This is a genomic window from Fischerella sp. (assembly GCF_013388695.1).
GTDB lineage: Bacteria > Cyanobacteriota > Cyanobacteriia > Cyanobacteriales > Nostocaceae > PCC9605.
The window spans coordinates 44,697-68,010 of record NZ_JACAEU010000150.1 but is presented as its reverse complement, the minus strand read 5'-3'; the positions used below and the strand labels follow the sequence as shown (position 1 = coordinate 68,010).

Sequence of the window (23,314 nt, the reverse complement as noted above, 5' to 3'; positions counted from 1 at the left end):
TAAAGACAAAGTCAAAACAAGTAAAAAGAACTGCTGATTCTTTTTTGTAACTTTTGACTTAGCTTCGGAAGATATTGAACTTGAATTTTTGTAAAGTTTAGTCACAATAAAGACACAAATATCTACTTCTACTTTCTATATTTAAGACTTTGATTGATAAAAGACCTATGACCTCCTCCACTTCTGCGATCGCTCTTACTCCGACAAAAACCTGGATTTGGCAAGGCTTTTCCATTTGCTATCAATCCCAAGGAAGTGCTGGGCCAGCTGTTATCTTAGTACATGGCTTTGGAGCTTCCTGGTGGCATTGGCGGAAAAATATGCCTGCGCTGGCAGAAAATTGTCGTGTTTATGCGATTGATTTGATCGGCTTTGGTGCTTCAGCTAAACCCAAACCCGGTGAAAGTATTGCCTACACAATTGAAACTTGGGGACAACAGTTAGCGGATTTTTGCCGTGAAGTGGTCGGAGAGCCTGCTTTTTTAGTTGGTAATTCCATTGGCTGTATTGTAGTTATGCAAGCAGCCGTGAGCAACCCTGAGATTGCTTTAGGAGTAGCGTTGCTCAACTGTTCCCTGCGCTTGTTACACGATCGCAAACGCAAAAATTTACCCTGGCATCGTCGTGTGGGAGCGCCTCTTTTGCAGCGCGTACTATCTTTTAAACCAATTGGCGAGTTCTTTTTTAAGAGAGTTGCCAAACCGAAAACAGTGCGGCAAATTCTTTTGAAAGCTTATGCCAATTCCACAGCAGTAACAGAAGAGTTGGTTGATATTCTCACTTCTCCAGCCAGCGATCCAGGAGCAGCAGCAGTATTTCTTGCTTTTACCTCTTATTCTCAAGGGCCTCTACCCGAAGACCTTTTACCTCAACTACCCTGTCCAGCAATTATTTTGTGGGGAACAGCTGACCCTTGGGAACCAATACAGTTAGGTAGAGAGTTAGCCAACTTTCCACAAGTACACAAGTTTATACCTTTAGAAGGCGTGGGACATTGCCCTCAAGATGAAGCTCCTGAGTTAGTAAATCCGATTTTGCAGGACTGGATCTGGGAGCGATCAAGATGAGATGGGGAGAGTAAGCATCGGGCATCGGGCATTGGGTATTGGGTATTGGGCATTGGGCATTGGGCATAGTTAAAAACCACTAACTACTAACCACTAACCACTAACCACTAACCACTAACTTTTGACTTTTGACTTTTAACTTTTGACTTGTTTGTGCCTTCCTAATATTGGCTTGGTTGTTCAAGCAAATCTTGTTGTTGCAACCAGTCTTTACCAACTTGGATGCTGATATCAGAGCCAAGATTACCAGTACTCTCTACCCGTACTTCTCCAAATCCCAAAGTACCGCGAATTGATTCCGCACTGTCGCCGTCTCCTTGTTGAGCGACAATGTGAGTCACATCTAGAGGTTCACCCCAGCTTTTAGCTACATAGACATTACGATAGCCTGCTTGTTGCAGGTTTTCGATCAAAGGTGTGAGGTCAGCGTCTTCGCTACCTGTACTATCTTGAATTGCAACTTGCAGTGAGCCTGGATCAATGGCTTGAGGGAAAGTATCAGTTGGCACATCAAAATGCTGAGACAGCATAGTTTTGATACGCTGGCGACTTGGTAGCCAATAGCTAGCCTCAAATTCTTCTTTTTGGCTAAATCGACCAGGTAACATCAACATTTGCATGTTGGAACGATTTGTTCGCACCCCAAAACCTGCCAATGCCAATAATTCTTCAACTGTTAAGTTGGTATCAATATTTTCTTTAACGACGTTAAGAATTTTGGGCAGTTGTGCCACAGTTGTAGGGTTAAGGCTCTGATCTATTAAAGCCCGGATGACCATTTGCTGCCGCTGAATCCGACCAATATCCCCATTTTCATCATGACGATAGCGTAAAAGTTGCAGGGCTTGATCGCCATTGAGATGCTGCTTGCCTTTCTTCAAGTTGATGTACAGGTGCTGGGAATCATCTTGATACTTCATATCTTTGGGGACATAAACCGTCACTCCTCCCAAGGCATCAATTAGCTTGGCAACTCCCAAGACGTTAATCCGCATATAGCGGTCTATTCCCACGTCACCCAAGAGGTTGCTAACGGTTTTAGCAGATAAAGCGGGCCCGCCTTGCACATTAGTGTAGTTAATTTTTTTCTTGCCATACCCTTCTATTTCTACACGTGTATCTCTAGGGATGGAAAGCATGACCATTTTTTTCTTCTCTGGATCAAACCTGATCAGAAGCATCACATCGGCAAGACCATCAAAGGAGTTCACCTGAGGCAGATATCCAAGATTTTTAGTTTCCTCAGGAGGGTTTTGGACATCCGATGGCAGTACGCTCATCCCCATCACTAAAATAGTCACAGGGCGAGTTAATTCTGAGAATCGCAGTCCACCTCCAGAAATGCGATCGCTACCAAAAACAGCCGCCTCATCTGCACTGAGACTAGCTTGCATTAAAGGTGTGCTGCTTAAAGAAACTGCCAACAGCGCCCCAGTAGTTGCTGAAACCAACGCAATACCACCCATACCCATCCAAAACCATAGCCAACGTCCAGATTTTGGATTAATGCTATTTTTCTTCCTTGATTTAGAGCGGCGTGCGGAATGGTTTTCTGGCGCAGAACCTTTTTTGATGGTCACAGACTTCCTCACACTTGCTGAACAATACTTGGTAAATCTGCTTTTAGGAAAACAGATGAATTCTGACTATAATAGCCAACTCTTTATTATTTAGTGCTAAATTGCGTACATAAGTGTTATCCAAAATACTTCTAGCTGTAATTCTGCGGTTTTTTGGCTCATTGCAAGACTTTTATGCGTTTAATTATGAAGTATGGCAACATCACGCTGGTTTTGGCTAGATAGCTTGAGAAATTAATATGTGAAATTTTAGAAAATAGATCTAAGCATCATTAAAATTATCAATTGCCATCACCCTAAAGTAGGATTTAGGACAAATACTTATCAATTACTTCTTCAGCAAAGCGGCTAAAAACTGGTAGGCGTTTGGACTTGCCCTGAATTGTGAGAAATATCAACCACAGACTCACCAAAAAGTAACTAGAGGTCAAAAAGGTATTTAGAATCAGTAGACGCATCGACATAAAATCTAAATTTGCTGACCCAGTTGCTAAAAACAGGTAGCCCAACAGCCAGAAAATAGCTAGAGTAATTGACAGGCGACTGGTGGCAAGTTGTTCCCTACTGCCTTGGCGACAATAAAGAGTCCACAGAGATGGGAAAAAGCCAAGAATGGGAATCAAATACCAAACTAGGTGTAGGGAAGATGACGCGGAGATATTGTCACTAAAATCTCCGTGGCGATCTGTCGACCTGTCCTCATGTCCTTCTTTCCTCTTATTTGACAAAGACAATTCATCAATTGGTTCAAAGTTATCCATATGGTTGAGTGCAATCCTAAATTAGACGGATGAATCAGAGTAATGTAGTCAGAGATAATAGGCTTTAAAGAAGGACTATATTCAGTTGTATCCCGCAATCGGCAGATGCAGACACGCAAGCTCTTAGACTGGTGGCAGACGTTCACACCATTAGCTCGAATAGGCGCGATCACTCTGTTCGCCCCACTTTTGGTACTCAATGGCTGGGCGATTTCAGTAATTTTTCATTACTTCCATTCGCTGATTGTCATTTTAGTTGCAGCCTCTGTGCTAGCGTTTCTGCTCAATTATCCTGTAAGTTGGATGGAGCGTCATGGTGCAAGGCGAGAGCAAGTTGCCATTTTAGTATTTTTATTGGCTTTATCGATTCTATTAGCATTAGGAGTTACACTCGTTCCTCTCGCTCTCACCCAAGCTCAACAGTTGGTGGCGCGTTTACCGGAATTGATTGACTCTGGACGCTCCCAATTGATGCTCTTGAACGAGAAAGCCGAAAGCATGGGTTTACCTATTAATCTTGATGCGCTACTGGTGCAAATCAACGATCGCGTTAAGGGACAATTGCAGGCGATCGCCGGACAAGTTTTGAATCTGGCGGTAGTCACTTTCACCAGCCTGCTGGACTTTCTGCTGACGATGGTTTTGACTTTTTATCTGTTGCAGCATGGCGATGAACTCTGGCAAAGTTTGGTAGATTGGTTGCCAAGCAAATTTCGCGACGCTTTTTCGCAAACAGTACGCCTCAGCTTTCAAAATTTCTTTATCACTCAATTGATTTTATCTACCTGTATGGCATCAGCTCTGATTCCTACCTTTTTATGGCTGAAAGTGCCATTTGGTCTGCTATTTGGCTTAAGTATTGGCATTATGGCTCTTGTTCCCTACGGAGGTTCTGTAGGTATCGCCTTAACTACGATATTGGTGATGCTACAAGATTTCTGGATGGGAGTGAGGGTAGTAATTGCAGCGGTAATCGTGCAGCAAATTCTAGAGAACTTAATTGGCCCTCGAATTTTAGGTAGTTTTACGGGTTTAAACCCAGTGTGGGCGCTAATTTCGGTTTTGACAGGAGCAAGAATAGGCGGTCTTTTAGGTGTAATTTTAGCTGTACCCACTGCTGTAGTGATTAAGACGGCTTTAAGTGCCTTGCGTCCTAACGTTATGTCCAATCAAAGCGAGATGGGAGAAAATTTAGTTTCTGGGGAAACTGTTGTTAATATTTCTGAACAAACAGAAGAATCTTGCCATAAACCAATAGGGGAAACAAGTACAAAAGAGAGTATTAACCCGCAGTCGGTTTAACATTCGTTTGCTAGAGGTAGGCGCACCCGTTCGCCAGAAGCATTTCTTCCCACAACTTAACTCTTGATTTGGGCTATTATCTTACGCTTGTGGGTCTACAATCGAACCCATAAATAAAATACTACCTGTTTGGTTGTCGCGAATAGCACAGAAAAACGGACGATCAACAATCATCCGGAATGGTTCATTAGCTGGTAAAGATGTTGCTACTATTCCTACGGAAGTAGTAGCAGCAGCTTCTGTACCCTCTTCATTGACTTCTACAAAGGTTTTATGTTTGACATCGCTAATGGCAAGATTTTCTCCGATGCCAGAAAAATCCGCTTGATTGGTGAAAGCCTCACCCATACCTAAGACCTTCAGAGCTTCATTGAGCGTCACTTCATAATCCATTTTAAAGCGGGGCAAGCGAATAAAACCTTCTTGTTGACTAAACTGAGACATCCATTTTTCCCAATTTTCAGCATTTAAATTTTGATAGAAAGATTTAAGGTTATAGTTCTGTTTGGGCAGAAAAACATAAAAGCTAATTTTAGCTTCTTTACCATAAGGCAAACTTACTGCCTGAAATTGCTCGTTTTCATAATAATTATATTTATCTTTTTGCGACATCATCGGATGTTGTTTCTGACTACCAGATGTTATATAAAAAGGGTATTGGGCAGTTTGCTGTTTGTCGAATTCATTATTCCATTTGCCTTTAAAATAAACTGCATTGATGAGAAATAGCACTTGATCGGGTTCTATGTTTTCAACTATTTTCTTAATTTTGCCACTAGTGTTTTCATTAACCCAATTGTTAATAATGCCAGGCGCACTTGCATCTTTAAAATTTAAATTTGTTACTTTAGCTTGATAAAAATCCTGAGTTATTTTGAGAAAATCAGGTTTAATGCTAACGTCTTGATTTGCCCACAGCGAGTTAGCAATACTTAGTTGAACTTGTGGATCGGGATTTTCTAAAAGCACTTTTAAAGCCGCGTTAGAGGAGTTAATTTCTGGCACACTTAACCCCTGTAACTCGAGTGCCTTCGCCATTGCTTGTTGCGTACTGCCACCAGCACCGTTGTAGGTCATGTCTAAAGCGATCGCCACGCTGGTAGGTGAAATAAAAATATTGCGATCGCTGTCTTGTTTGAGAATTTCTGAAAAAAGTTTAAAGCCAAACTTTGTATTAGCAGTAATGAGTTTAGTATTAGGCAAGACAGATTTTTGAGGCATAGGAGATTCTGAGCGAGGCGGACTCGATTGAGCAAAAACGCTTGTGCTACCATTGACTTGGGAACATCCAATCACGCCCATAAGAACTACACTGGCAGCTGCTAGAGCATAGCGCCTTCCCAAACGAACAGCATAACGTCTTTGTAGGAAATTTTCCCAAGCACTACTAAATTTCTGCTTCATGTTTTCACACCACATGCCATAGTGTTCTAATTGACTATGACATTTCAGCTGACACAGCCATTTGGTGGTTACAGTTTTGGCAACAATTTTATTGAGAATTGTTGGTGGTTAGTGGTTAGTGGTTAGTGGTTAGTGGTTAGTAGTTAGTGGTTAGTAGTTAGTGGTTATTTCCAATGCCCACTCCCCCACTCCCCCCATCCCTACCTAGCGGGTACAGTCCACCAGGCTAAGGCATAAGGCTGAGTCGCTTGGTTTATCTGCTTGGCAAACTGGACGCGGATTTTATAATTGCCTGTAGTGGGGACAGGACAAAAAATGTGTTCTACGCTATCGACTTCACTGATCGAGGCGCAAACAGTGGCTGTATCCGCAATTGTCGTATCGTTTTTAACTAGATAGATATCAAGGTTGTTCAAACCGCGATCGCGAAAATCTTCCCCGGCATCAAACAGACCATTATTATTTTTATCGTTTAGTTCCACCAATCTGTCCCAAGCCAAGGTGATGGAAACAAAACTCTGCTGCTGTAATGGTTTTGCTAAAACGTATTCTACATAAGACCCAGCATTAACATTACGATAATCCCAACCAACGGTCGGTACAGGTTGTGATGGATTCCATTGACCGACACTAAATTGCTGATAAGCGCGATACGCATTCAAATGACCTGTTCCCATTTGAGAATCTAAGGGAATTTTGGGGTTTTTATAAGCGTCAGAATTAAACCAATCTTGATTTTGCTTGTCAATTAGTGTCTTGGTTACTCCTAAGCGCAAACCATCACCAACATCTTTGATCTTCTCAGCCGAGTTCATTAACACTGCCTTCATCACTTCATGTCGGCGAGAAGCAAGACTCCAATTCGGTTGTTTTGTCCGCAGTTGGCGATCGCCAAACTCTTGCAATAGGGCAACTGTAGCTGTAACGTGAGGGGCAGCAAAACTAGTACCCGTGACCTTATTCAATTTACCATCTGGATTGAGCAGAGGAATGTTACTACCAGGAGCAACTAAACTGATGGTTCGACGCGGTCCTAGATTGATTTCCTTTCCGGCCAAGCGAAGGGACATAGCTTCAGTAGTCGCCACTAAGTTAGAAACGTCTACTTTATTAAAAATTCCTCCTCGACGAGAGGAAAAAGCCACGTTTACTCCATTAAAATTATCGGTAGGGATAGGAATTCCTCCTTTACCCTGGTTGCCAGCAACCGCATACAGGACATTGTGAACGCGACTAGACCAATCAATGCATTGGGTTAGCAAGGCGTTTCCATCCAAAACAGCAGCCGGTCGTGGATCGCGGTTCAACGGTTCGCCAAAGCTAAAGTTAATGGCACGAATATCGCCGCTATTTTGCAAGGCAATGTGCTGTGCAGACAAACACTCTTCTGGTTGACCCATTTTAGTGGAACCGACAGCAGATGAGTATAGCCGTGCCCCTGGAGAAATCCCTGGGAAGGCTTTATCTGTACTGACCATCACCCCAGCAACGTTATAGGCGTGAGGATCAACACCACTATTTGACTTGGCAGGGCCATTGCGTAAAAAAACACCGGCTAAATTCAAAGAACGATTCTTAGAGACGGCTTTATCCACGCCAAACTTACCTGGCCGCCCAATTTCCACTTGACCAATGGCAATCTTGCGACCAGTTAAATTATACGGTGGTTTATGTAGCCTAAGAGCATCTATGCCGTTAATACTAATGGAAGTTTCCAAAGCAATTACTGGCATACCCAAGCAGGAAGCAATTAATCCCCAAAAGATCCAGCTTTTATTTTTCACCATAGTCAAGAGTAATAAAGTCAAGAGTTGTAGAGACGTGCCATGGCACGTCTGTACAGAGTCAAGAGTTAAGAGTCAATGGTCAATGGTCATTAGTTATTATTCCCCGACTTACTCCACTCCTCCCACTTTCTCTACTCTCCTCAATCCTAGGGGAAGTCGCCCTAGAGGCGTCTACACCACATCTTTCTAAAGAAGGCTATATCAAACTAGTGAGCCTTTACTCAAGTCTTGTTACAATACTTACAGAAAAGGACGCATAAATATCCACTAGCCATGACCGAAACCCTATCTAAAAAACCGATTGTGATTGCTCCATCTATCCTATCAGCCGATTTTAGTCGTCTGGGAGAAGAAGTACACGCCGTAGATGAGGCGGGAGCAGATTGGATTCATGTTGATGTGATGGATGGTCGCTTTGTACCTAATATTACAATAGGTCCTCTGGTAGTGGAGGCGATTCGTCCGGTTACGAAAAAACCATTGGATGTCCACTTAATGATTGTGGAACCAGAAAAGTATGTAGAGGGCTTTGCCAAGGCTGGTGCAGATATTATCTCCGTGCATTGCGAGCATAATGCATCACCACACTTACACCGTACTCTCTGCCAAATCAAAGAACTTGGCAAACAAGCTGGTGTTGTACTCAACCCATCCACACCTTTGGAATTGATTGAGTATGTGCTGGATGTTTGCGATTTAGTATTGCTTATGAGCGTTAACCCTGGTTTTGGCGGTCAAAGCTTTATTCCTAGTGTAGTTCCCAAAATCCGCAAGTTGCGTCAGATGTGTGATGAACGCGGACTTGATCCCTGGATCGAAGTGGATGGAGGACTGAAAGCAAATAATACTTGGCAAGTTTTGGAAGCTGGAGCAAATGCGATTGTAGCTGGTTCCGCTGTGTTTAACGCCAAGGATTATAAAGAGGCGATCGCAGCTATTCGTGACAGCAAGCGTCCCACACCTGAACTAGCCAAGGTTTAAGAAGGGATTGGAGACTAGGGATAAAACCTAATCTAACTCATAAAAACAAAGGGCGATCGCTTTTAATCGCCCTTTGTTTTTGTTTTACACCACTGCAAGAACGTGTTTAACCCGCCCCTACTAACCACTAACCACTAACTATTGCTAGCTAATTCTTGACCAATCGGTTCCTTTCCAAAAACCAAAAAACAAAACAGCAGCTACTAAAGCACCAAGATTCCATTTCACGGAAGTCTTGATTAAGTTTAGCCCTCGAAAAGACTGAGCAGCTTCTGCTTGATTCTTGATCTGTTCTTTAGCTTGAGACACTTGCGTTAAAAGTATATTTCTAACTTCTTCAGGTTTCTTACCTTCTAATGAGCGACCTTGGTTTTTGAGAAATTTATCTATTTGTTCAGGTGTAACTTGGTTCAGCTGCTTTTCCAACTCTTGAGCGCGAGTAATTTGTTGCTTGGATATGTTATTAATTTGCGACACATTTTGGTTATTGAGCCGGATAGTATTAAAAATTCCTAAAGGGACTAGTAGTATAAACAATAGCGTAAATAATAAAGTGAGCCAAGATAAGAATTTCAAAATTGGAAATTCCCATGTTTTTCGTGAATGCAGTTCTCCATAAAATATCAGTGCTAGCCCAATTAAAGGCACAGGTACACGTTCTACTATTGCTCCTAAAGTTTGAAATTCCCAAACAGGGTTCATAAAGTTTGATGGGATAAACATTGCTATCCAATCAAACAAAGATAATATCAATAGACCATAGCCTAGCGATCGCATAATAACTAGCGAACTTTCTTGTGTTAAAACAAATTGTTGAGGAATGAACTTCTCGCCTTTAGATTTAGTCATTTTCCTTGCGAAATATTACACTAAAGAATTCAGTTGTCCAAAATTCAATGTTTGGGCAAACGATAACGCCAATCTTGATACCAGGTAAACCAAGCTTTTTCCAAGACTTTATAGGCAGCTTCTGGAGAAGAAGCGTTTAAAGGAATCGATAAATGAGCCAAAAGACAGTACCTATCGTTTGTTAGTTTCTCCTGACCCAATAACCAAGGCAATAAACGCTGCCAGCGTCGATCGGATTTTTGCTGATGTTGTTTAAACTGTTTACCATCAAAAGTACTTTTACCTTCAGGATTAATACAAGCACTTAAGTAAGCTCTTTTTTGGTCAAACCCTAGCCCATAGTAGCCTACACCCTCTTGCTGACGCATAGCATCAAATGATGAAATTTCTGTGTATTTTCTAATGAGTGTTTTAACATCTCCTATTGAGGTTTTGACATAACGCATTTCAATATCTAAGGGCGAACTGTTGAGAGCATACTGATAATTTCTTTGGGCAATTAGTTCAGGATAATTTTCTGCGAGCAGAGGGAGAGAACTACTAGATTTAAATTGCCAATTTGGTATCGATACTGCTTCTGGGAAAATAATGGGAGTAGCTGTACGATTGTATTGTTTCGGCAACAGAATAACTAGCCCTAAAACAAAAAAAATGCTACCACTAGTTAAAATTAATAATGAAAGGCGGAGTTTTTTCCATATCCTCATTTGCTTTATGACGACCTAGAGGCTTTATTTTTAGGTTCATTATGTTCAATTAAAAACCAACAGAATAAACCAAAAAGCAGAACAGCAATCATTGAAAATATAAGAGATCCATCTCCACTATGCCAGTAGTCAAAAGCATCCATATCGTCTTTTGTCACTATAAAAGCCATGAGTGCAACTCGTGCAGAATTGACAATAAATCCTAATGTAGCAGCTACGATTGGTACAATGATTTTTTGCTTCCGTTTTTGCGGAAACATCAACAAGAAAAGAAGTGCTAATCCCAACATCTGCGAAATAAGTTCTATACCCGAACAGCCACTAGCTACCTCTATACTTCCATTTGGTAAATAAATATTCAATCCAGAACGATTCACTTCAAAGCCTGTATACCAAAGCATAAAAGCCGATAGCTTGGCAGTGAATGGTGTTATATTAACTAGCTCAGTTGGTAATAGTTTTGGTAAAGCTATAAAAAATAGCGCCAGTAACTCACCTCCATACTGCTTCAATCCTTTAAAGCCAGAAGCTATCAAGGCAAGACCAAGGGCAAAAACTAGAGGTAAGAGGTATAAAAATCCTCCAAAACTGGTCATAGTTGCACTTTTTATGAGTGCTATCACAATTAATGATAAACCTAAAAAACTTGGTACAATTCCGCTTTCTAGATTTAAATTATCGTGTTTTTCAAAAACTAAAAAACATACAGCTAGCCAATATAAAAAACTTGTACCTAAAAGATCAGAATTTTCTGATTTCCAAGTGAGAGTTAGGTGAATTGCAACTAAACCTGCTCCTATTGCTAACAGCCAAAATTTTTGGTTATACAGTCGCTTGACTGCTGTTAATTTGGTAGTTCTCATTTCTTCTTGCAGCGGCTTTTTTCTCAAGCTTTTAGTAATCTCATCCCTGTTTTCGCAGATTAATCAAGTGGCTTATTTTGCTATTCTTTGCGCTTGTATTTCCGATGTAAAGCCAAACCAAAACTTCCTGCTGTTAATGAACCTAATATTGTCAAAGGTTCGGGGACAGATTTTGTTGTGTTGTAGTTAAAGTTATCCATCACAAAATGAGAACCTCTACCTTGATACCCAGCAGGAGTACCGCTATTTAAAGAAGTAAACCTTAAAAAATCTATACCCAAGAAATTAAATTGAAATTCTTCAGGGTCATTTGTATCTACAGTTACTTCTCTTGAGTACTTTAATTCCCCATCTAAGAAACCTTCTACTAGAATATCCAAATCATCATTCCAAGCTCCTGTTAAATAAACACTGTTGAAATTAAATGCACCACTATCAATACTTACAGCAGCTGGATTTGCAAAAGCATTGTAGGCTACATTTGAACCTGAAACTGTTCCATTTGCATATCCCGAAGGATTGTATTCATAAGTCGAAGTATTAAGGTAATAAAAATTATGCCAATTCAATCCTGCGTAGCCATTATCGATTGCAATTTTAGATTCAGGCAAATCGTCAAAGCCAATAACACCTGCCTGAGCCTGTCCTGCGCTAACCGTCGCCACTACAACAGCAGCAAGTGTCGCTACATTTGTAGCCTTTAGCAACTTTTTTCTCATCTGAAATTTATTCAATGCTGCCCTAGAATCAGCCTTGCCTAATTTTTTTCCGAGCTGAAATCCAGTCATTGAACTCACTCCCCTAACGAATATAAAAATTGATGGTAGATTCTCCCTGGAGTGAGATTTCGTTAAGTATCTCTGAGCAGTTGCACTTTAAAATTATAGCGACAGGAGATTTGTTTCCCTATCGCAGTGCCCCTGATAATAAGGACTTATAAACATCATGGAAACCCAAACAATCGCATTAACTTTATAGCTCTTAGCGATGTTTTTAAATTTGATTTCCAAGAAGTTTAGTAATAAGCGATACTAATTTTATAGTAGAAATAAACGCCACCTACTAAATTTTACAAAAAATTCACACTCAAAAACGTTTGAATTTTGGTAAAAATCAAACTTCATAGGACTTACATAAGATATTTTAGTTAAAGAATTTGTAAAGTTTATGTAAAGTAAAATTAATAAGTTCAAACGGTATGTAAGTGTCTTTACGGTGACACTAAACTAATGAGCATAGTTGTACTGAGTCATTTTAGTTACCTATAGTGTCGTGTTTGTATATTGATGAAATCCCACCAATGATTGCGATCGCACTACTCTACATGAGCAAAAAACGAGGGTTGCAATCTATACCCTCGTTTTTTTGTTTGGCACTCAACACCCAAGGCTTATTTGTTACGACCACCTAACCACTTGGCCGCAGCAAGTCCTAAAATAGCTCCCACAATGGGATTGCTGAGAAACTTGATAATAGCTGGTTGTTCTGCCAGCACTTCTCGGAAAATGTCGGGGTAGTTGTGATAAGCAAAAGAGGCCAGTTTGCTGACATCATCAGCACCCATGCGATTGGGGTTGCGAGTAGAAAGACCAAGCTGTTGCTCTAAATGACGTTCGTCCAGTCCTCTTTGTTTGAAGTGTTTGAAAAAGGCACGGGCTACATCATCTCGTTCATTTGGCTTAATATTAGCGATCGCCTTTTGTAGTTCCGGTTCCATTTGGCTGGGAGGAATGCGGTCTGGATGTAAAGACCGTTCAAACATTTGGCGACGTTGATCCAACGTACTACGTTGAGCAAAATCATCAAAGTTTTGATACTGCTGTGATGGATCGCTAGGAACATCATCTAGCGATTCAACATCCCCTTGAGCCAAATCTCTCATTATTTGGCGTTTGTACTCTTCACTGCTAGTCACTGTACTAATCTCCTTTTCTTAATGTTGGTAGTTGGTCGTTACGATACCAAACACCAAACAACAAACAACAAACATCAATTCCTAGCTGTACTGAATTTGCCTGCTTTGGACATCATACCTAGCTGTCAAAATCAGTTGTTTGTCGGGTGCATATACCAAAACTGTTAAGTCTTGATTGGGGAAATTCTTGCGAAAACCTTCAACGAGGGATCTTGCTAAAGGACGTACTTCATTTGGACGAACTTGTGGGGAAATAACAACACCTAACTTGTTGTTATCGCGCACATAAGCATCTTTAACTAACCCCCGAGATGTTTGCACAACCCAGTCACCAAAAGTTTGTCCCGCAGCGGTATTTCCTCGCTCTAATTGTGAATAAGTTACATCCCGACCAACTCCTGGCGGAGGTGTAGTGCGGTCAACTTGAGTAACATTACCACCACAAGCAGTCGTAATCGTCAGGACTAAAATTAAAACAAAAGCCGTCAAAAATTTGCGACTCTGCTGTAGCAGACTCATTATTGTCGCCTCCTCGAAAACAGTGGTGAAGACTAAAATTCACTAAATTAGTAGATTTATGCCTTATTACCTACAAATTTGGCAGTAAATAAAAAGTCCGCTGACGCGGACTTCTCAAAAACCGCGCGAAAAAAAGCGCGTTAATTATAGTTCGGGCAGTTTTTCACTAAAGTAGAATGCACCCGGAATCATTTTGTTGATACGCAGCTAAAAATGTAGTTCTAGTCAAGCTTTTTCTTGACGTTATCTTTCACGTCTTCAACACCGTGACGTACTTCACTTTCTGCTTGTTTTGCTTTTCCTTCTGCTTTATCTTGTGGGTCGCCAGTAACGTTTCCCCATGCTTCTTGAGCTTTACCTTCTACATTTTTACCTGTAGCTTTTGCTCTATCTTCTAAGCTCATTTTGGTACTCCTTATTTCATAATATAAACATCAAGAATTGACAATCAATCTTGAATGTTTTTGTGTTTATATTTACAATTTAACCTATGTTTTTTGCTATCTACTTCTTCCGCTAGGTATATTAATTACTATGCTCAAAGAGAGATAAAAATAGAGAATAAGGAATAGGTAATAGGGAATAGTTAGTAGGGGTTGGTTTTAATAAATATCCTGTCTTTCAGGCACACAAATACACGACTAAATTCACCCTTTCAGTAGTTAGTATTAAATCACCAACAATCAAAAATCAACAAAATTATCCAATAAATAAACCCGGTTTGCTTGAGAAACCGGGTTAATAAATTTACGGGTATTATGGTTTTATCTAATCAAGAAAACCCATCATAGATTCAGAATCATCAATTATATTTGATGCTACTGGACGGTTGCCCATCACAGAGTAAGTTTCAGAAATTACCAGGGAACTGGAAGCAATAGGACGAATTCCAGATAAGTTAATAGTATCAACTACATGCACTGTGTTTGCGGTGATGGGACGTATACCCATGATGTTCATGGTTTCTACAACTTGCAAACTACTGGTGCTAATCGGACGTACACCAGAAATTGAAACTGTTTCAGCAACTTGCAAGTCGCTAGCAGCGATGGGACGCACTCCAGAAATAGCAAGTGTATCGCTGACTTCTAACTTGTTTGATGATTCTAGCTGCACTGGCATATTATTTGCTTGATCTGTATTTGAGTTTTGACTTTGGTTGTTTTCGACTTCCACAGTAGTTTCCCCCTTTAATTTGGCACGCTTTTGGCGAGGACTAACTCCTTTACCATTGCTGCTGACAGTCATAACCCAGCACCTCTAGATTATTAAGTGATTTTTAGAATATTTCTGAGAAGTGAAATTTTTCTTATATATCAAAGTTTAACTTTAAAAATTATTGTATATGTATATGTTTATTTAAACTCTACACATAAGTAAAAATAAACATCAAATAGTGTAAAGATTGTTTAAGAAAGATTGCAAAAATTGCCTAAACAAGATAGATACTCGGTGTCTACTTTGTTCTAAGCGTACATTCGCTACTATTAAGATAGGTTACTTACAGCAAAACTTGTATGACAGAATTTTGTCTTCAAGCACCCTTCAGTCCAACAGGCGATCAGCCACAAGCGATCGCACAATTAGTTGCTAGTATCCAAGCTGGCAACCGTTATCAAACATTACTAGGAGCGACGGGAACTGGGAAGACATTTACAATAGCATCAGCGATCGAGAAAATTGGCAAACCTACGCTGGTGCTAGCCCACAACAAAACTCTCGCTGCACAGCTTTGTAATGAGTTACGAGAGTTCTTTTCTAACAATGCTGTAGAGTATTTTGTTAGTTACTACGATTACTATCAGCCAGAAGCGTATATTCCTGTCACCGATACATATATTGAAAAAACTGCTTCCATTAACGATGAAATAGATATGTTGCGGCACTCAGCGACGCGATCGCTATTTGAACGCCGTGATGTTATTGTAGTTGCATCGATTAGCTGTATCTACGGTTTGGGAATACCCGCAGAATACCTTAAAGCTGCGATTCCCTTCCAGGTAGGAATGGAAGTTAATCAACGGCAAATTTTACGAGATTTAGCATCAGTACAATACAGCCGTAACGATCTAGAAATAGGTCGGGGACGTTTTCGCGTCCGGGGTGATGTGCTAGAAATTGGGCCAGCCTACGAAGACCGCATTATCCGCATCGAGTTCTTTGGTGATGAAATTGACGCGATTCGTTACGTCGATCCGGTGACGGGTGAAATACTCCAGAGTTTGCAAGCAGTGAACCTCTATCCCGCACGTCACTTTGTTACCCCAGAAGAAAGGTTAGAGGAAGCTTGTGATGCGATCGCCCAAGAATTAAAAGAGCGCAAAGCTGAATTAGAATCAGCTGGGAAATTACTAGAAGCGCAACGAATAGATCAGCGTACGCGCTACGACTTGGAAATGCTGCGCGAAGTAGGTTACTGCAACGGCGTCGAAAACTATTCCCGCCACCTAGCCGGAAGGCAAGCCGGAGAACCACCAGAATGTTTAATTGATTATTTTCCTAAAGATTGGCTGTTAGTAATTGATGAATCTCACGTCACCGTGCCGCAAATTCGTGGTATGTACAACGGCGATCAAGCTAGAAAAAAAGTTTTAATTGAGCATGGTTTTCGCCTACCTAGCGCCGCTGATAACCGCCCTTTGAAAGCAGAAGAATTTTGGGCAAAGGTAAACCAGTGTATTTTTGTTTCTGCCACTCCAGGAGATTGGGAATTAGAAGTTTCCGAAGGTCATGTAGCTGAACAAATTATTCGACCAACTGGTGTACTTGATCCAGAAATTATCGTCCGTCCTACAGAAGGGCAAATTGATGATTTGTTAGGTGAAATTAAAGATAGAGTAGACCGCCATGAACGGGTGTTAATTACCACATTAACTAAACGCATGGCGGAAGATTTAACTGAGTATCTCCAAGAAAATGGAATTAGAGTTAGGTATTTGCATTCGGAGATTAATTCCATTGAACGGATAGAAATTATTCAGAACTTGCGCGATGCTAACTTTGATGTTTTGGTTGGCGTGAACTTGTTACGGGAAGGTTTAGATTTACCAGAAGTTTCTTTGGTAGCAATTTTAGATGCAGATAAAGAGGGTTTCTTGCGTGCGGAACGTTCCTTAATTCAAACTATCGGAAGAGCAGCGCGTCACGTCCGAGGACAAGCAATTATGTATGCCGATAACCTCACCGATAGCATGATTAAAGCCATTGAAGAAACCGAACGCCGTCGTGGTATTCAAATGGCATACAACCGCATGCATGGAATTACACCCCAGCCGATAGTTAAAAAATCAAGTAACGCGATTTTGTCTTTTTTGGAAGTATCACGAAGGTTGAATGCTCAAGAGTTAGAAACAGTCGATCAACATATAGATGAGTTGCCGTTAGAAAATATTCCAGAATTGATTACTCAATTAGAAGCGCAGATGAAAGAAGCGGCGAAAAAATTGGAATTTGAAGAGGCGGCGAAGTTACGGGATAAGATAAAGCATCTGCGGGATAAGTTGGTGGGACGCTAGATAGATACTGTTGTAGAGACGCAATTGATCGCGTCTCTTTTTAGTTCATAGCCTAAAATAGGCGATCGCATTCCGCAAGCAGAAAATCCTGAACTTGTGAGTAAGAATCAAGAAAACCTATGTGCAGTAACATTGCCAGTTCGTCAGGAACAGGATTTACTTTGGGTTTGGCTTGATGCTAAATCAGGTGATGTGGCTGCGACTACACCCTTACCTCTGTCACCACAACTAGATGCAAGCAAAGGTTTTGTTTGGTCTTCTTTTGTACGCGACTTAGAATACGACTGGCAAACCTTGATTGAAAATGTGGCAGATCCCAGTCATGTTCCTTTTGCTCATCATGGGGTACAGGGCGATCGCGAAAAAGCAAAACCAATCCCGATCAAAATTGTGCAATCAACACCAAACTTGATTGAAGCAACTACTTCTAGGCGCTTTCAAACAACAATCACTTTTGAACCGCCTTGTCGCTTGGAGTATACTATCAGTGTTGGCGACTCTGGAAGACAGTTTGGACTTATTACTTACTGCATGCCAGTTTGTCCAGGTAAATCTAGGATTGTAGCTCTGTTTTCTCGTAACTTTGCCAAAACATTCCATCATCTTACACCCCGTTGGTGGGAACACATAAGCGAGCGCAATGCGGTGATCGATGGAGATATGGTTCTTTTACAGCAGCAAGAATATTTTCTTCAACAGAGAAAAACTACTCAAAGCTGGAAAACTGCTTATAAGCTACCTACCAGTGCAGATAAGTTAGTAATAGAGTTTAGAAATTGGTTTGATAAGTATTGTCACGGACAGCTACCGTGGAGTGAAGTTGGAATAAGCGTTCCAGAATTCCGCAATCTCAATAACAATCGCGAACAAATCTTGGATCGCTACAAACAACACACCCAGTATTGTAGTAGCTGTCGAGGTGCGCTAAAGGTTGTGCAACGCTTGCAAGTGGTACTTTTGGCGTACTTTGCAATTACTGTTTGTGGAGTTGTTCTCCTTCCCGATACACTTCGAGTCAAACTCGGTTTACCTTTGATTGTGACGGCATTATTAGGTCTAGCAGCTTACGCTTGGCTGAAATTCTGGCTTAGTCCTAAATTTTACTTTGTGGACTACGTGCATGCGGATAAATAGAGATAAAAAGTTCGTAGTAAGCACTTAAGTGCTTACTACAAACCTCAATATAATTGCTTAATCGCAACTATCAACAAACAACTGGAAACTCTCCCAGCATTTTGACTTCTGGTTCTAGTAAAATTGACCAGCGGTCTTGTACTTGGTATTGAACGTGACGGATCAAATTAAAAATATCCCAAGAACTAGCACCACCACAATTGACAATAAAATTAGCATGGCGTTGTGCTACTTGCGCGTTACCAATTTGGAAGCCTTTGAGACCGGTTTGTTCAATTAACCAACCTGCGGCGTAAGGTTTGGGATTGCGAAAAACGCTGCCACAACTGGGTTTGTCGTAAGGTTGCGTTGTTAGTCGGTGCAGTTTGTGTTGTTTGGTGTTTGCGATTACTTGTGCCGGATCTGCTCCTGGTTGCAGTTGAAAAGTTGCTTGGGTAACTATGCGATCGCTTCCTTGGAGAATGGAAGTGCGATAGCTGTAACCGAATTGTTCACGAGTGAGGGTTTCTAGTGTACCGTCGGGTGAAAGTACTTGAGCACTAACTAAGATATCTGCAATGCAGCTGTCGTGCGCTCCTGCATTCATCACTACAGCACCACCGACGGTTCCGGGGATACCCACAGCCCATTCTAAACCTTGCCAACCCCGCTCTGCTGCCTCCAGCGCCAATCCAGGAATTGGTTCTCCAGCAGCAACGGTCAACAGACCTGTTTCCTGGTTAAAGTGAGTTTGACGGAGATGGCGGGTAGCGATGACTAAGCCCGGTATACCGCAATCGCTGACTAACAAGTTAGAACCTGCTCCTAGTATTGTTATTGGTAAACCTTGTTCTTTTGCATACCTGACACTAGCATGCATTGCTTCTATGTTTCGTGGAGCAATATACCATTCTGCTGGCCCTCCCACTCTGTAGGAAGTATATGCTGACAGATAAACTTGCGATCTAATCGCGTAATCGGTACCAGGTAAGCGAATTTCCTTGTTTTCGGAATAAGTCGATTGTTTTTTACTTGCAGTCAAGCCAGAGTTTGTGCAGACATTTACAGCTGCCTGGGAAATTTTCATATTTACCAAAATTTTAGTTTAATTTTGATGTTTATTCGCCGTAGAAATACGGTAATAATTTGAGGCAATGGAAGCATTGCGAGACTAACGTCAATGCCATTAAAAACACTTCCTTCATGACTTCAGGATGTGGCTGTAGCCGGCTGACGAAGTGTTGCGATTACTTCCGGAATCACTTGATTCAAATTCCCAGCTCCTAGAAACAGCGCCAAGTCTCCAGGGCGCAGATTTTGCTGTAAAAAATCGCATATCAAAGCTAAATTAGCCTGATAGTTGACTTGCGGATGATACTTGGCAACTTCTTGTGCGAGTTGTTCACCGCTAACCTGTCCTAAATTGGCTTCCCCAGCACTGTAAATATCAGTAAGTAAGACTGCATCGGCATGAGTAAAAGATTGGGCAAATTCCTCAAAAAATGCCTGTGTGCGACTATAGCGATGGGGTTGGAATATGGCTACTACTCTTTGTCCTGGTCTTGCTTGCAGGCGCGCAGCAGCCAGAGTAGCGCGAATTTCACTGGGATGGTGGGCGTAGTCATCGATGAAGGTAATGCCATCAACTTCACCCCGGAATTCAAAACGGCGTCTTGCACCTTCAAAGGTCGCCAGTCCTTTAGCAATTTCTCCAAATTCTAAACCTAGAACTCGACCAACGGCCACCGCTGCTAGGGCATTGCTGAGGTTGTGGCGACCGAGCAAACGTAACTTTAACACACCCAAAGCTTTACCCTGTTCCCAAACCAAAGCAGTGGTGCCATCGGCACGATAATCTATATTGGTAACGGTATAATCCGCACCTGTATCTTGGTATAAACTATAACTTATTGTTGGTTGGAAGCGATCGCGCACCGTTGCACAATCAATGCTACCGACTAACGTCTTGCAACCTTCAGCAAAGGTCTGGAATATCTGCACTACTTCTTCCAAATTGTCGTAGTGGTCGGGATGATCCAGTTCGATATTGGTGATAATACCAATTTCCGGAGCGTGTTTAACTAGCGAACCATCAGACTCATCTGCTTCCGCCACCAGATAGCGACTTTGTCCCAACCTAGCGTTACCTTCCCAAGCATTGACTTCACCACCTACTAAAATCGTGGGGTCTAACCCCGCTTGCAATAGCATGTAACCAATCATGCTACTTGTAGTGGTTTTACCATGAGTTCCGGCAACGGCAATGCTGTCATATTCAGCAATTAAAGCTGCCAATACATCAGAACGATGAAATATTGGGCAGCCTAATTCTATAGCCGCTTTGTATTCTAAATTATTTGTGTTAATTGCTGTTGAACAAATAACTTGTGGTAGTTGTGCCAATTCTAAATTTGGCTCTTCATCTTCAGCATTTAAGACTACTTGATTACCGTTGACTGTTGGGCGAAAGAATTCTAAATTGCTTGCTTCTTGTTTAGCAAAAATATGAGTTCCGATAGATTCCAATTTGCAGGTTATGTGATTAGGACGAAGATCCGAACCAGAAACCGGCAATTGACGCTTTGCTAGCACGTATGCCAAAGCAGACATACCTATGCCGCCGATACCAATAAAATGAAAAGGTCTACCGCTAAAGTCTACAGAATTCTTCATTGATTAATCCTCTAACACCACACCACACAATCTTCACAAATGACACGCGTATCATAACAGGATTTTGTTTTTTAACGATACTACCTCTGTATAAATTTCATGTTCCTAATCAGTAAATTTTTGTGCTCAGATTTTACTGGTTGAGATTGATTTTAACCTCATTAGTAGTTTTTTCTCTTTTTAAACCAATATTATGTTTATTCTGTGAATTTCTGCACCTTCGGGACACAAACGACTGTATTTTCAAATACATAATTTGGTTTATTTGCTGAAATTAGCTATAATAGTAGATTGGAAATTCAACTACTTTGAAATTGAATCAAGCCAAGTAAAAGAGTGGATGCGGCAAATAGCAATTTTCGGTGGCACTTTCGATCCGATTCATTGGGGACATCTCATAGTAGCCGAAACAGCTTTGCATCAAGTACCCCTCGAAGAAATAATTTGGGTGCCATCGCACCATCCTCCTCATAAAAAAGCAGCTTTGTTTCAACATCGTGTGGCCATGCTCCAGATGGCGATCGCAGATAATCCAGCGTTTGCCGTCTCACTGGTTGAAGAATTGCGATCGGGAACTTCCTATGCCATCGATACCCTGATTGATTTATCAGCTATTTATCCCAATACTCATTGGTATTGGATAGTTGGCTTGGATACATTCCAAACCTTACCTCGTTGGTATCGCGGACAGGAGTTAGCACCCCAGTGCGATTGGTTGATCGCACCCAGATTCCTTAGTAGTGAGTGTATAGCCCAAAGCGAAATTATCTGCAAGCAAGTGGAGCAACAACTAGCAAACCAGTTTTATAGCATACACTGGCAATTATTGCATATCCCTTTAGTAGGAATTTCGTCAAGTTTGATTCGCAACTCGTGTCGCGATCGCAAATCGATCCGCTACTTAGTGCCAGAATCGGTGAGAAGTTACATCGCTCATCACAGCCTTTACACAGACAGTAGTCAATAGTCAGCAGTTAGTGGTTAGTGGTTAGTGGTTAGTAGTTGGTGGTTGGTGGTTGGTTATTTCCAATGCCCAATGCCCAATGCCCGATGCCCACTCCCCCTTTTTTAACCAAACACGAAAAAATATTTAACTTTTTTTTGGGATCTAACGGTTTATAGTTATAAATACTCCCCCCTTTGCGATATGATCGGGGTCAATCATAAGATTTAATTAGGCATATATAACAGAGGGCAAGACGCTGTGATTAGAGTTGCTATCAACGGTTTCGGACGCATCGGTCGTAACTTTATGCGCTGCTGGTTGGGTAGAGAGAATAGCAACATTGACCTTGTTGCTATCAATGACACCTCAGACCCCAAAACCAACGCTCACCTGCTCAAGTACGACTCGATGCTAGGAAAGTTAAAGGGTGTTGACATTACTGCCGATGATAACTCGATCATCGCTAACGGTAAAACCGTTAAATGCGTATCCGACCGCAACCCAGAAAACTTGCCCTGGAAAGATTGGGAAATTGACCTAGTTATCGAAGCGACAGGGGTATTTACTGCTAAAGAAGGGGCGATGAAGCATGTCAATGCAGGAGCCAAGAAGGTTCTGATTACTGCCCCTGGTAAAAATGAAGACGGTACTTTTGTAATCGGTGTAAACCACCACGATTACGATCACAACAAACACCATATCATCAGCAACGCCAGCTGTACCACCAACTGTTTGGCTCCCATTGCCAAGGTGCTGCACGAGAAATTCGGCATCATCAAAGGTACAATGACCACCACCCACAGCTACACAGGAGACCAGCGCTTGCTAGACGCTTCTCACCGGGATGTGCGGCGTGCGCGTGCTGCGGCAATTAACATTGTGCCTACTTCCACCGGTGCAGCAAAGGCTGTGGCGCTGGTATTGCCAGCCTTAAAAGGCAAGCTCAATGGTGTTGCATTGCGCGTACCTACCCCCAACGTTTCAATGGTGGATTTTGTTGTGCAAGTCGAAAAGCCAACCATTGCAGAGGAAGTTAACGCAGCCCTCAAACAAGCATCTGAAGGTGAACTGAAGGGTATTTTAGACTACAGCGAACTACAACTGGTATCATCCGACTATCAGGGTACTGATGCCTCTTCCATTATTGATGCTAGCTTGACGCTGGTCATGGGCAGTGACATGGTCAAAGTTATGGCATGGTACGACAACGAATGGGGCTACAGCCAACGTGTTCTCGACTTGGCAGAACTAGTAGCCGAGAAGTGGGTTAAATAATTTGTTAGTGGTTAGTAGTTAGTAGTTAGTAGTTAGTGGTTAGTAGTTGGTTTTTAA

20 protein-coding genes and 1 pseudogene are annotated in these 23,314 nt (G+C 41.6%); 7 read left to right on the top strand and 14 right to left on the bottom strand.

The annotated features are described in order from the left end of the window. Positions 1–167: 167 nt before the first annotated feature. On the top strand, positions 168–1,067 hold the full coding sequence (locus HXY43_RS20335; protein WP_290886838.1) for an alpha/beta fold hydrolase: 900 nt from the start codon (positions 168–170) through the stop codon (positions 1,065–1,067). A 161-nt stretch (positions 1,068–1,228) separates the two neighbouring features. Here HXY43_RS20335 and HXY43_RS20330 read toward each other — a convergent pair whose 3' ends face one another. Both HXY43_RS20330 and HXY43_RS20325 read right to left on the bottom strand, forming a co-directional pair. Further along, positions 1,229–2,647, bottom strand: coding sequence for an LCP family protein (locus HXY43_RS20330; protein WP_290886835.1), 1,419 nt, complete (start codon positions 2,645–2,647; stop codon positions 1,229–1,231). A 308-nt stretch (positions 2,648–2,955) separates the two neighbouring features. Continuing rightward, positions 2,956–3,408 carry a hypothetical protein gene (locus tag HXY43_RS20325; protein WP_290886832.1) on the bottom strand — a complete coding sequence of 151 codons (453 nt, stop codon included), beginning with the start codon at positions 3,406–3,408 and terminating at the stop codon, positions 2,956–2,958. A gap of 105 nt (positions 3,409–3,513) precedes the next feature. Here HXY43_RS20325 and HXY43_RS20320 point away from each other — a divergent pair, with 105 nt between their 5' ends. Further along, positions 3,514–4,710, top strand: a complete 1,197-nt coding sequence (locus HXY43_RS20320) for an AI-2E family transporter (protein WP_290886829.1) — start codon at positions 3,514–3,516, stop codon at positions 4,708–4,710. Between the two features lie 81 nt (positions 4,711–4,791). Here the strand turns inward: HXY43_RS20320 and HXY43_RS20315 are convergent, their stop codons facing one another. Continuing rightward, a complete protein-coding gene (locus HXY43_RS20315; RefSeq protein WP_290886826.1) occupies positions 4,792–6,114 on the bottom strand; it encodes a serpin family protein in 1,323 nt (440 codons plus the stop codon). 200 nt (positions 6,115–6,314) lie between these two features. Continuing rightward, a complete protein-coding gene (locus HXY43_RS20310) occupies positions 6,315–7,901 on the bottom strand; it encodes a S8 family serine peptidase (RefSeq protein ID WP_290886823.1) in 1,587 nt (528 codons plus the stop codon). 273 nt (positions 7,902–8,174) lie between these two features. On the opposite strand from HXY43_RS20310, the gene rpe reads away from it, so the two are divergent. Continuing rightward, positions 8,175–8,882, top strand: coding sequence for a ribulose-phosphate 3-epimerase (gene rpe, locus HXY43_RS20305; RefSeq protein WP_290886820.1), 708 nt, complete (start codon positions 8,175–8,177; stop codon positions 8,880–8,882). Positions 8,883–9,026: 144 nt separating this feature from the next. Here the strand turns inward: rpe and HXY43_RS20300 are convergent, their stop codons facing one another. From HXY43_RS20300 to HXY43_RS20265, 8 genes are all read right to left on the bottom strand, one after another. Beyond that, complete coding sequence (locus HXY43_RS20300; protein ID WP_290886817.1) at positions 9,027–9,731, bottom strand: HpsJ family protein; 705 nt, start codon at positions 9,729–9,731, stop codon at positions 9,027–9,029. A 44-nt stretch (positions 9,732–9,775) separates the two neighbouring features. Next, a complete protein-coding gene (locus HXY43_RS20295; protein WP_290886814.1) occupies positions 9,776–10,438 on the bottom strand; it encodes a cyanoexosortase A system-associated protein in 663 nt (220 codons plus the stop codon). A gap of 5 nt (positions 10,439–10,443) precedes the next feature. Beyond that, a complete protein-coding gene (crtA, locus tag HXY43_RS20290; protein ID WP_290886811.1) occupies positions 10,444–11,301 on the bottom strand; it encodes a cyanoexosortase A in 858 nt (285 codons plus the stop codon). 80 nt (positions 11,302–11,381) lie between these two features. Then, complete coding sequence (locus tag HXY43_RS20285) at positions 11,382–12,089, bottom strand: PEP-CTERM sorting domain-containing protein (RefSeq protein ID WP_290886808.1); 708 nt, start codon at positions 12,087–12,089, stop codon at positions 11,382–11,384. Positions 12,090–12,691: 602 nt separating this feature from the next. After that, on the bottom strand, positions 12,692–13,216 hold the full coding sequence (locus HXY43_RS20280; RefSeq protein ID WP_290886805.1) for a hypothetical protein: 525 nt from the start codon (positions 13,214–13,216) through the stop codon (positions 12,692–12,694). Between the two features lie 81 nt (positions 13,217–13,297). Further along, positions 13,298–13,735: a hypothetical protein gene (locus HXY43_RS20275; protein ID WP_290886802.1), complete on the bottom strand. Its 438-nt coding sequence runs from the start codon at positions 13,733–13,735 to the stop codon at positions 13,298–13,300. A 221-nt stretch (positions 13,736–13,956) separates the two neighbouring features. After that, complete coding sequence (locus HXY43_RS20270) at positions 13,957–14,139, bottom strand: CsbD family protein (RefSeq protein ID WP_026731658.1); 183 nt, start codon at positions 14,137–14,139, stop codon at positions 13,957–13,959. Between the two features lie 364 nt (positions 14,140–14,503). Continuing rightward, positions 14,504–14,983, bottom strand: a complete 480-nt coding sequence (locus HXY43_RS20265) for a hypothetical protein (protein WP_026731659.1) — start codon at positions 14,981–14,983, stop codon at positions 14,504–14,506. A 269-nt stretch (positions 14,984–15,252) separates the two neighbouring features. On the opposite strand from HXY43_RS20265, the gene uvrB reads away from it, so the two are divergent. Together uvrB and HXY43_RS20255 are read left to right on the top strand one after the other, a co-directional pair. Then, positions 15,253–17,250, top strand: coding sequence for an excinuclease ABC subunit UvrB (uvrB, locus tag HXY43_RS20260; RefSeq protein ID WP_290886798.1), 1,998 nt, complete (start codon positions 15,253–15,255; stop codon positions 17,248–17,250). A gap of 69 nt (positions 17,251–17,319) precedes the next feature. Further along, a pseudogene (locus HXY43_RS20255) lies at positions 17,320–18,384 on the top strand (pheophorbide a oxygenase); the annotation flags it as partial. 70 nt (positions 18,385–18,454) lie between these two features. Here HXY43_RS20255 and murB read toward each other — a convergent pair. Both murB and murC read right to left on the bottom strand, forming a co-directional pair. Beyond that, positions 18,455–19,450, bottom strand: a complete 996-nt coding sequence (gene murB / locus HXY43_RS20250; RefSeq protein ID WP_290886795.1) for a UDP-N-acetylmuramate dehydrogenase — start codon at positions 19,448–19,450, stop codon at positions 18,455–18,457. A 122-nt stretch (positions 19,451–19,572) separates the two neighbouring features. After that, entirely contained in the window at positions 19,573–21,036 is a 1,464-nt protein-coding gene (murC, locus tag HXY43_RS20245; RefSeq protein ID WP_290886792.1) for a UDP-N-acetylmuramate--L-alanine ligase, read from the bottom strand. 340 nt (positions 21,037–21,376) lie between these two features. Between murC and nadD the strand changes: the two genes are divergently transcribed. Both nadD and HXY43_RS20235 read left to right on the top strand, forming a co-directional pair. Continuing rightward, entirely contained in the window at positions 21,377–22,003 is a 627-nt protein-coding gene (gene nadD / locus HXY43_RS20240) for a nicotinate (nicotinamide) nucleotide adenylyltransferase (protein ID WP_290886789.1), read from the top strand. A 237-nt stretch (positions 22,004–22,240) separates the two neighbouring features. Further along, positions 22,241–23,257, top strand: a complete 1,017-nt coding sequence (locus HXY43_RS20235; protein ID WP_290886786.1) for a type I glyceraldehyde-3-phosphate dehydrogenase — start codon at positions 22,241–22,243, stop codon at positions 23,255–23,257. Positions 23,258–23,314: the final 57 nt, after the last annotated feature.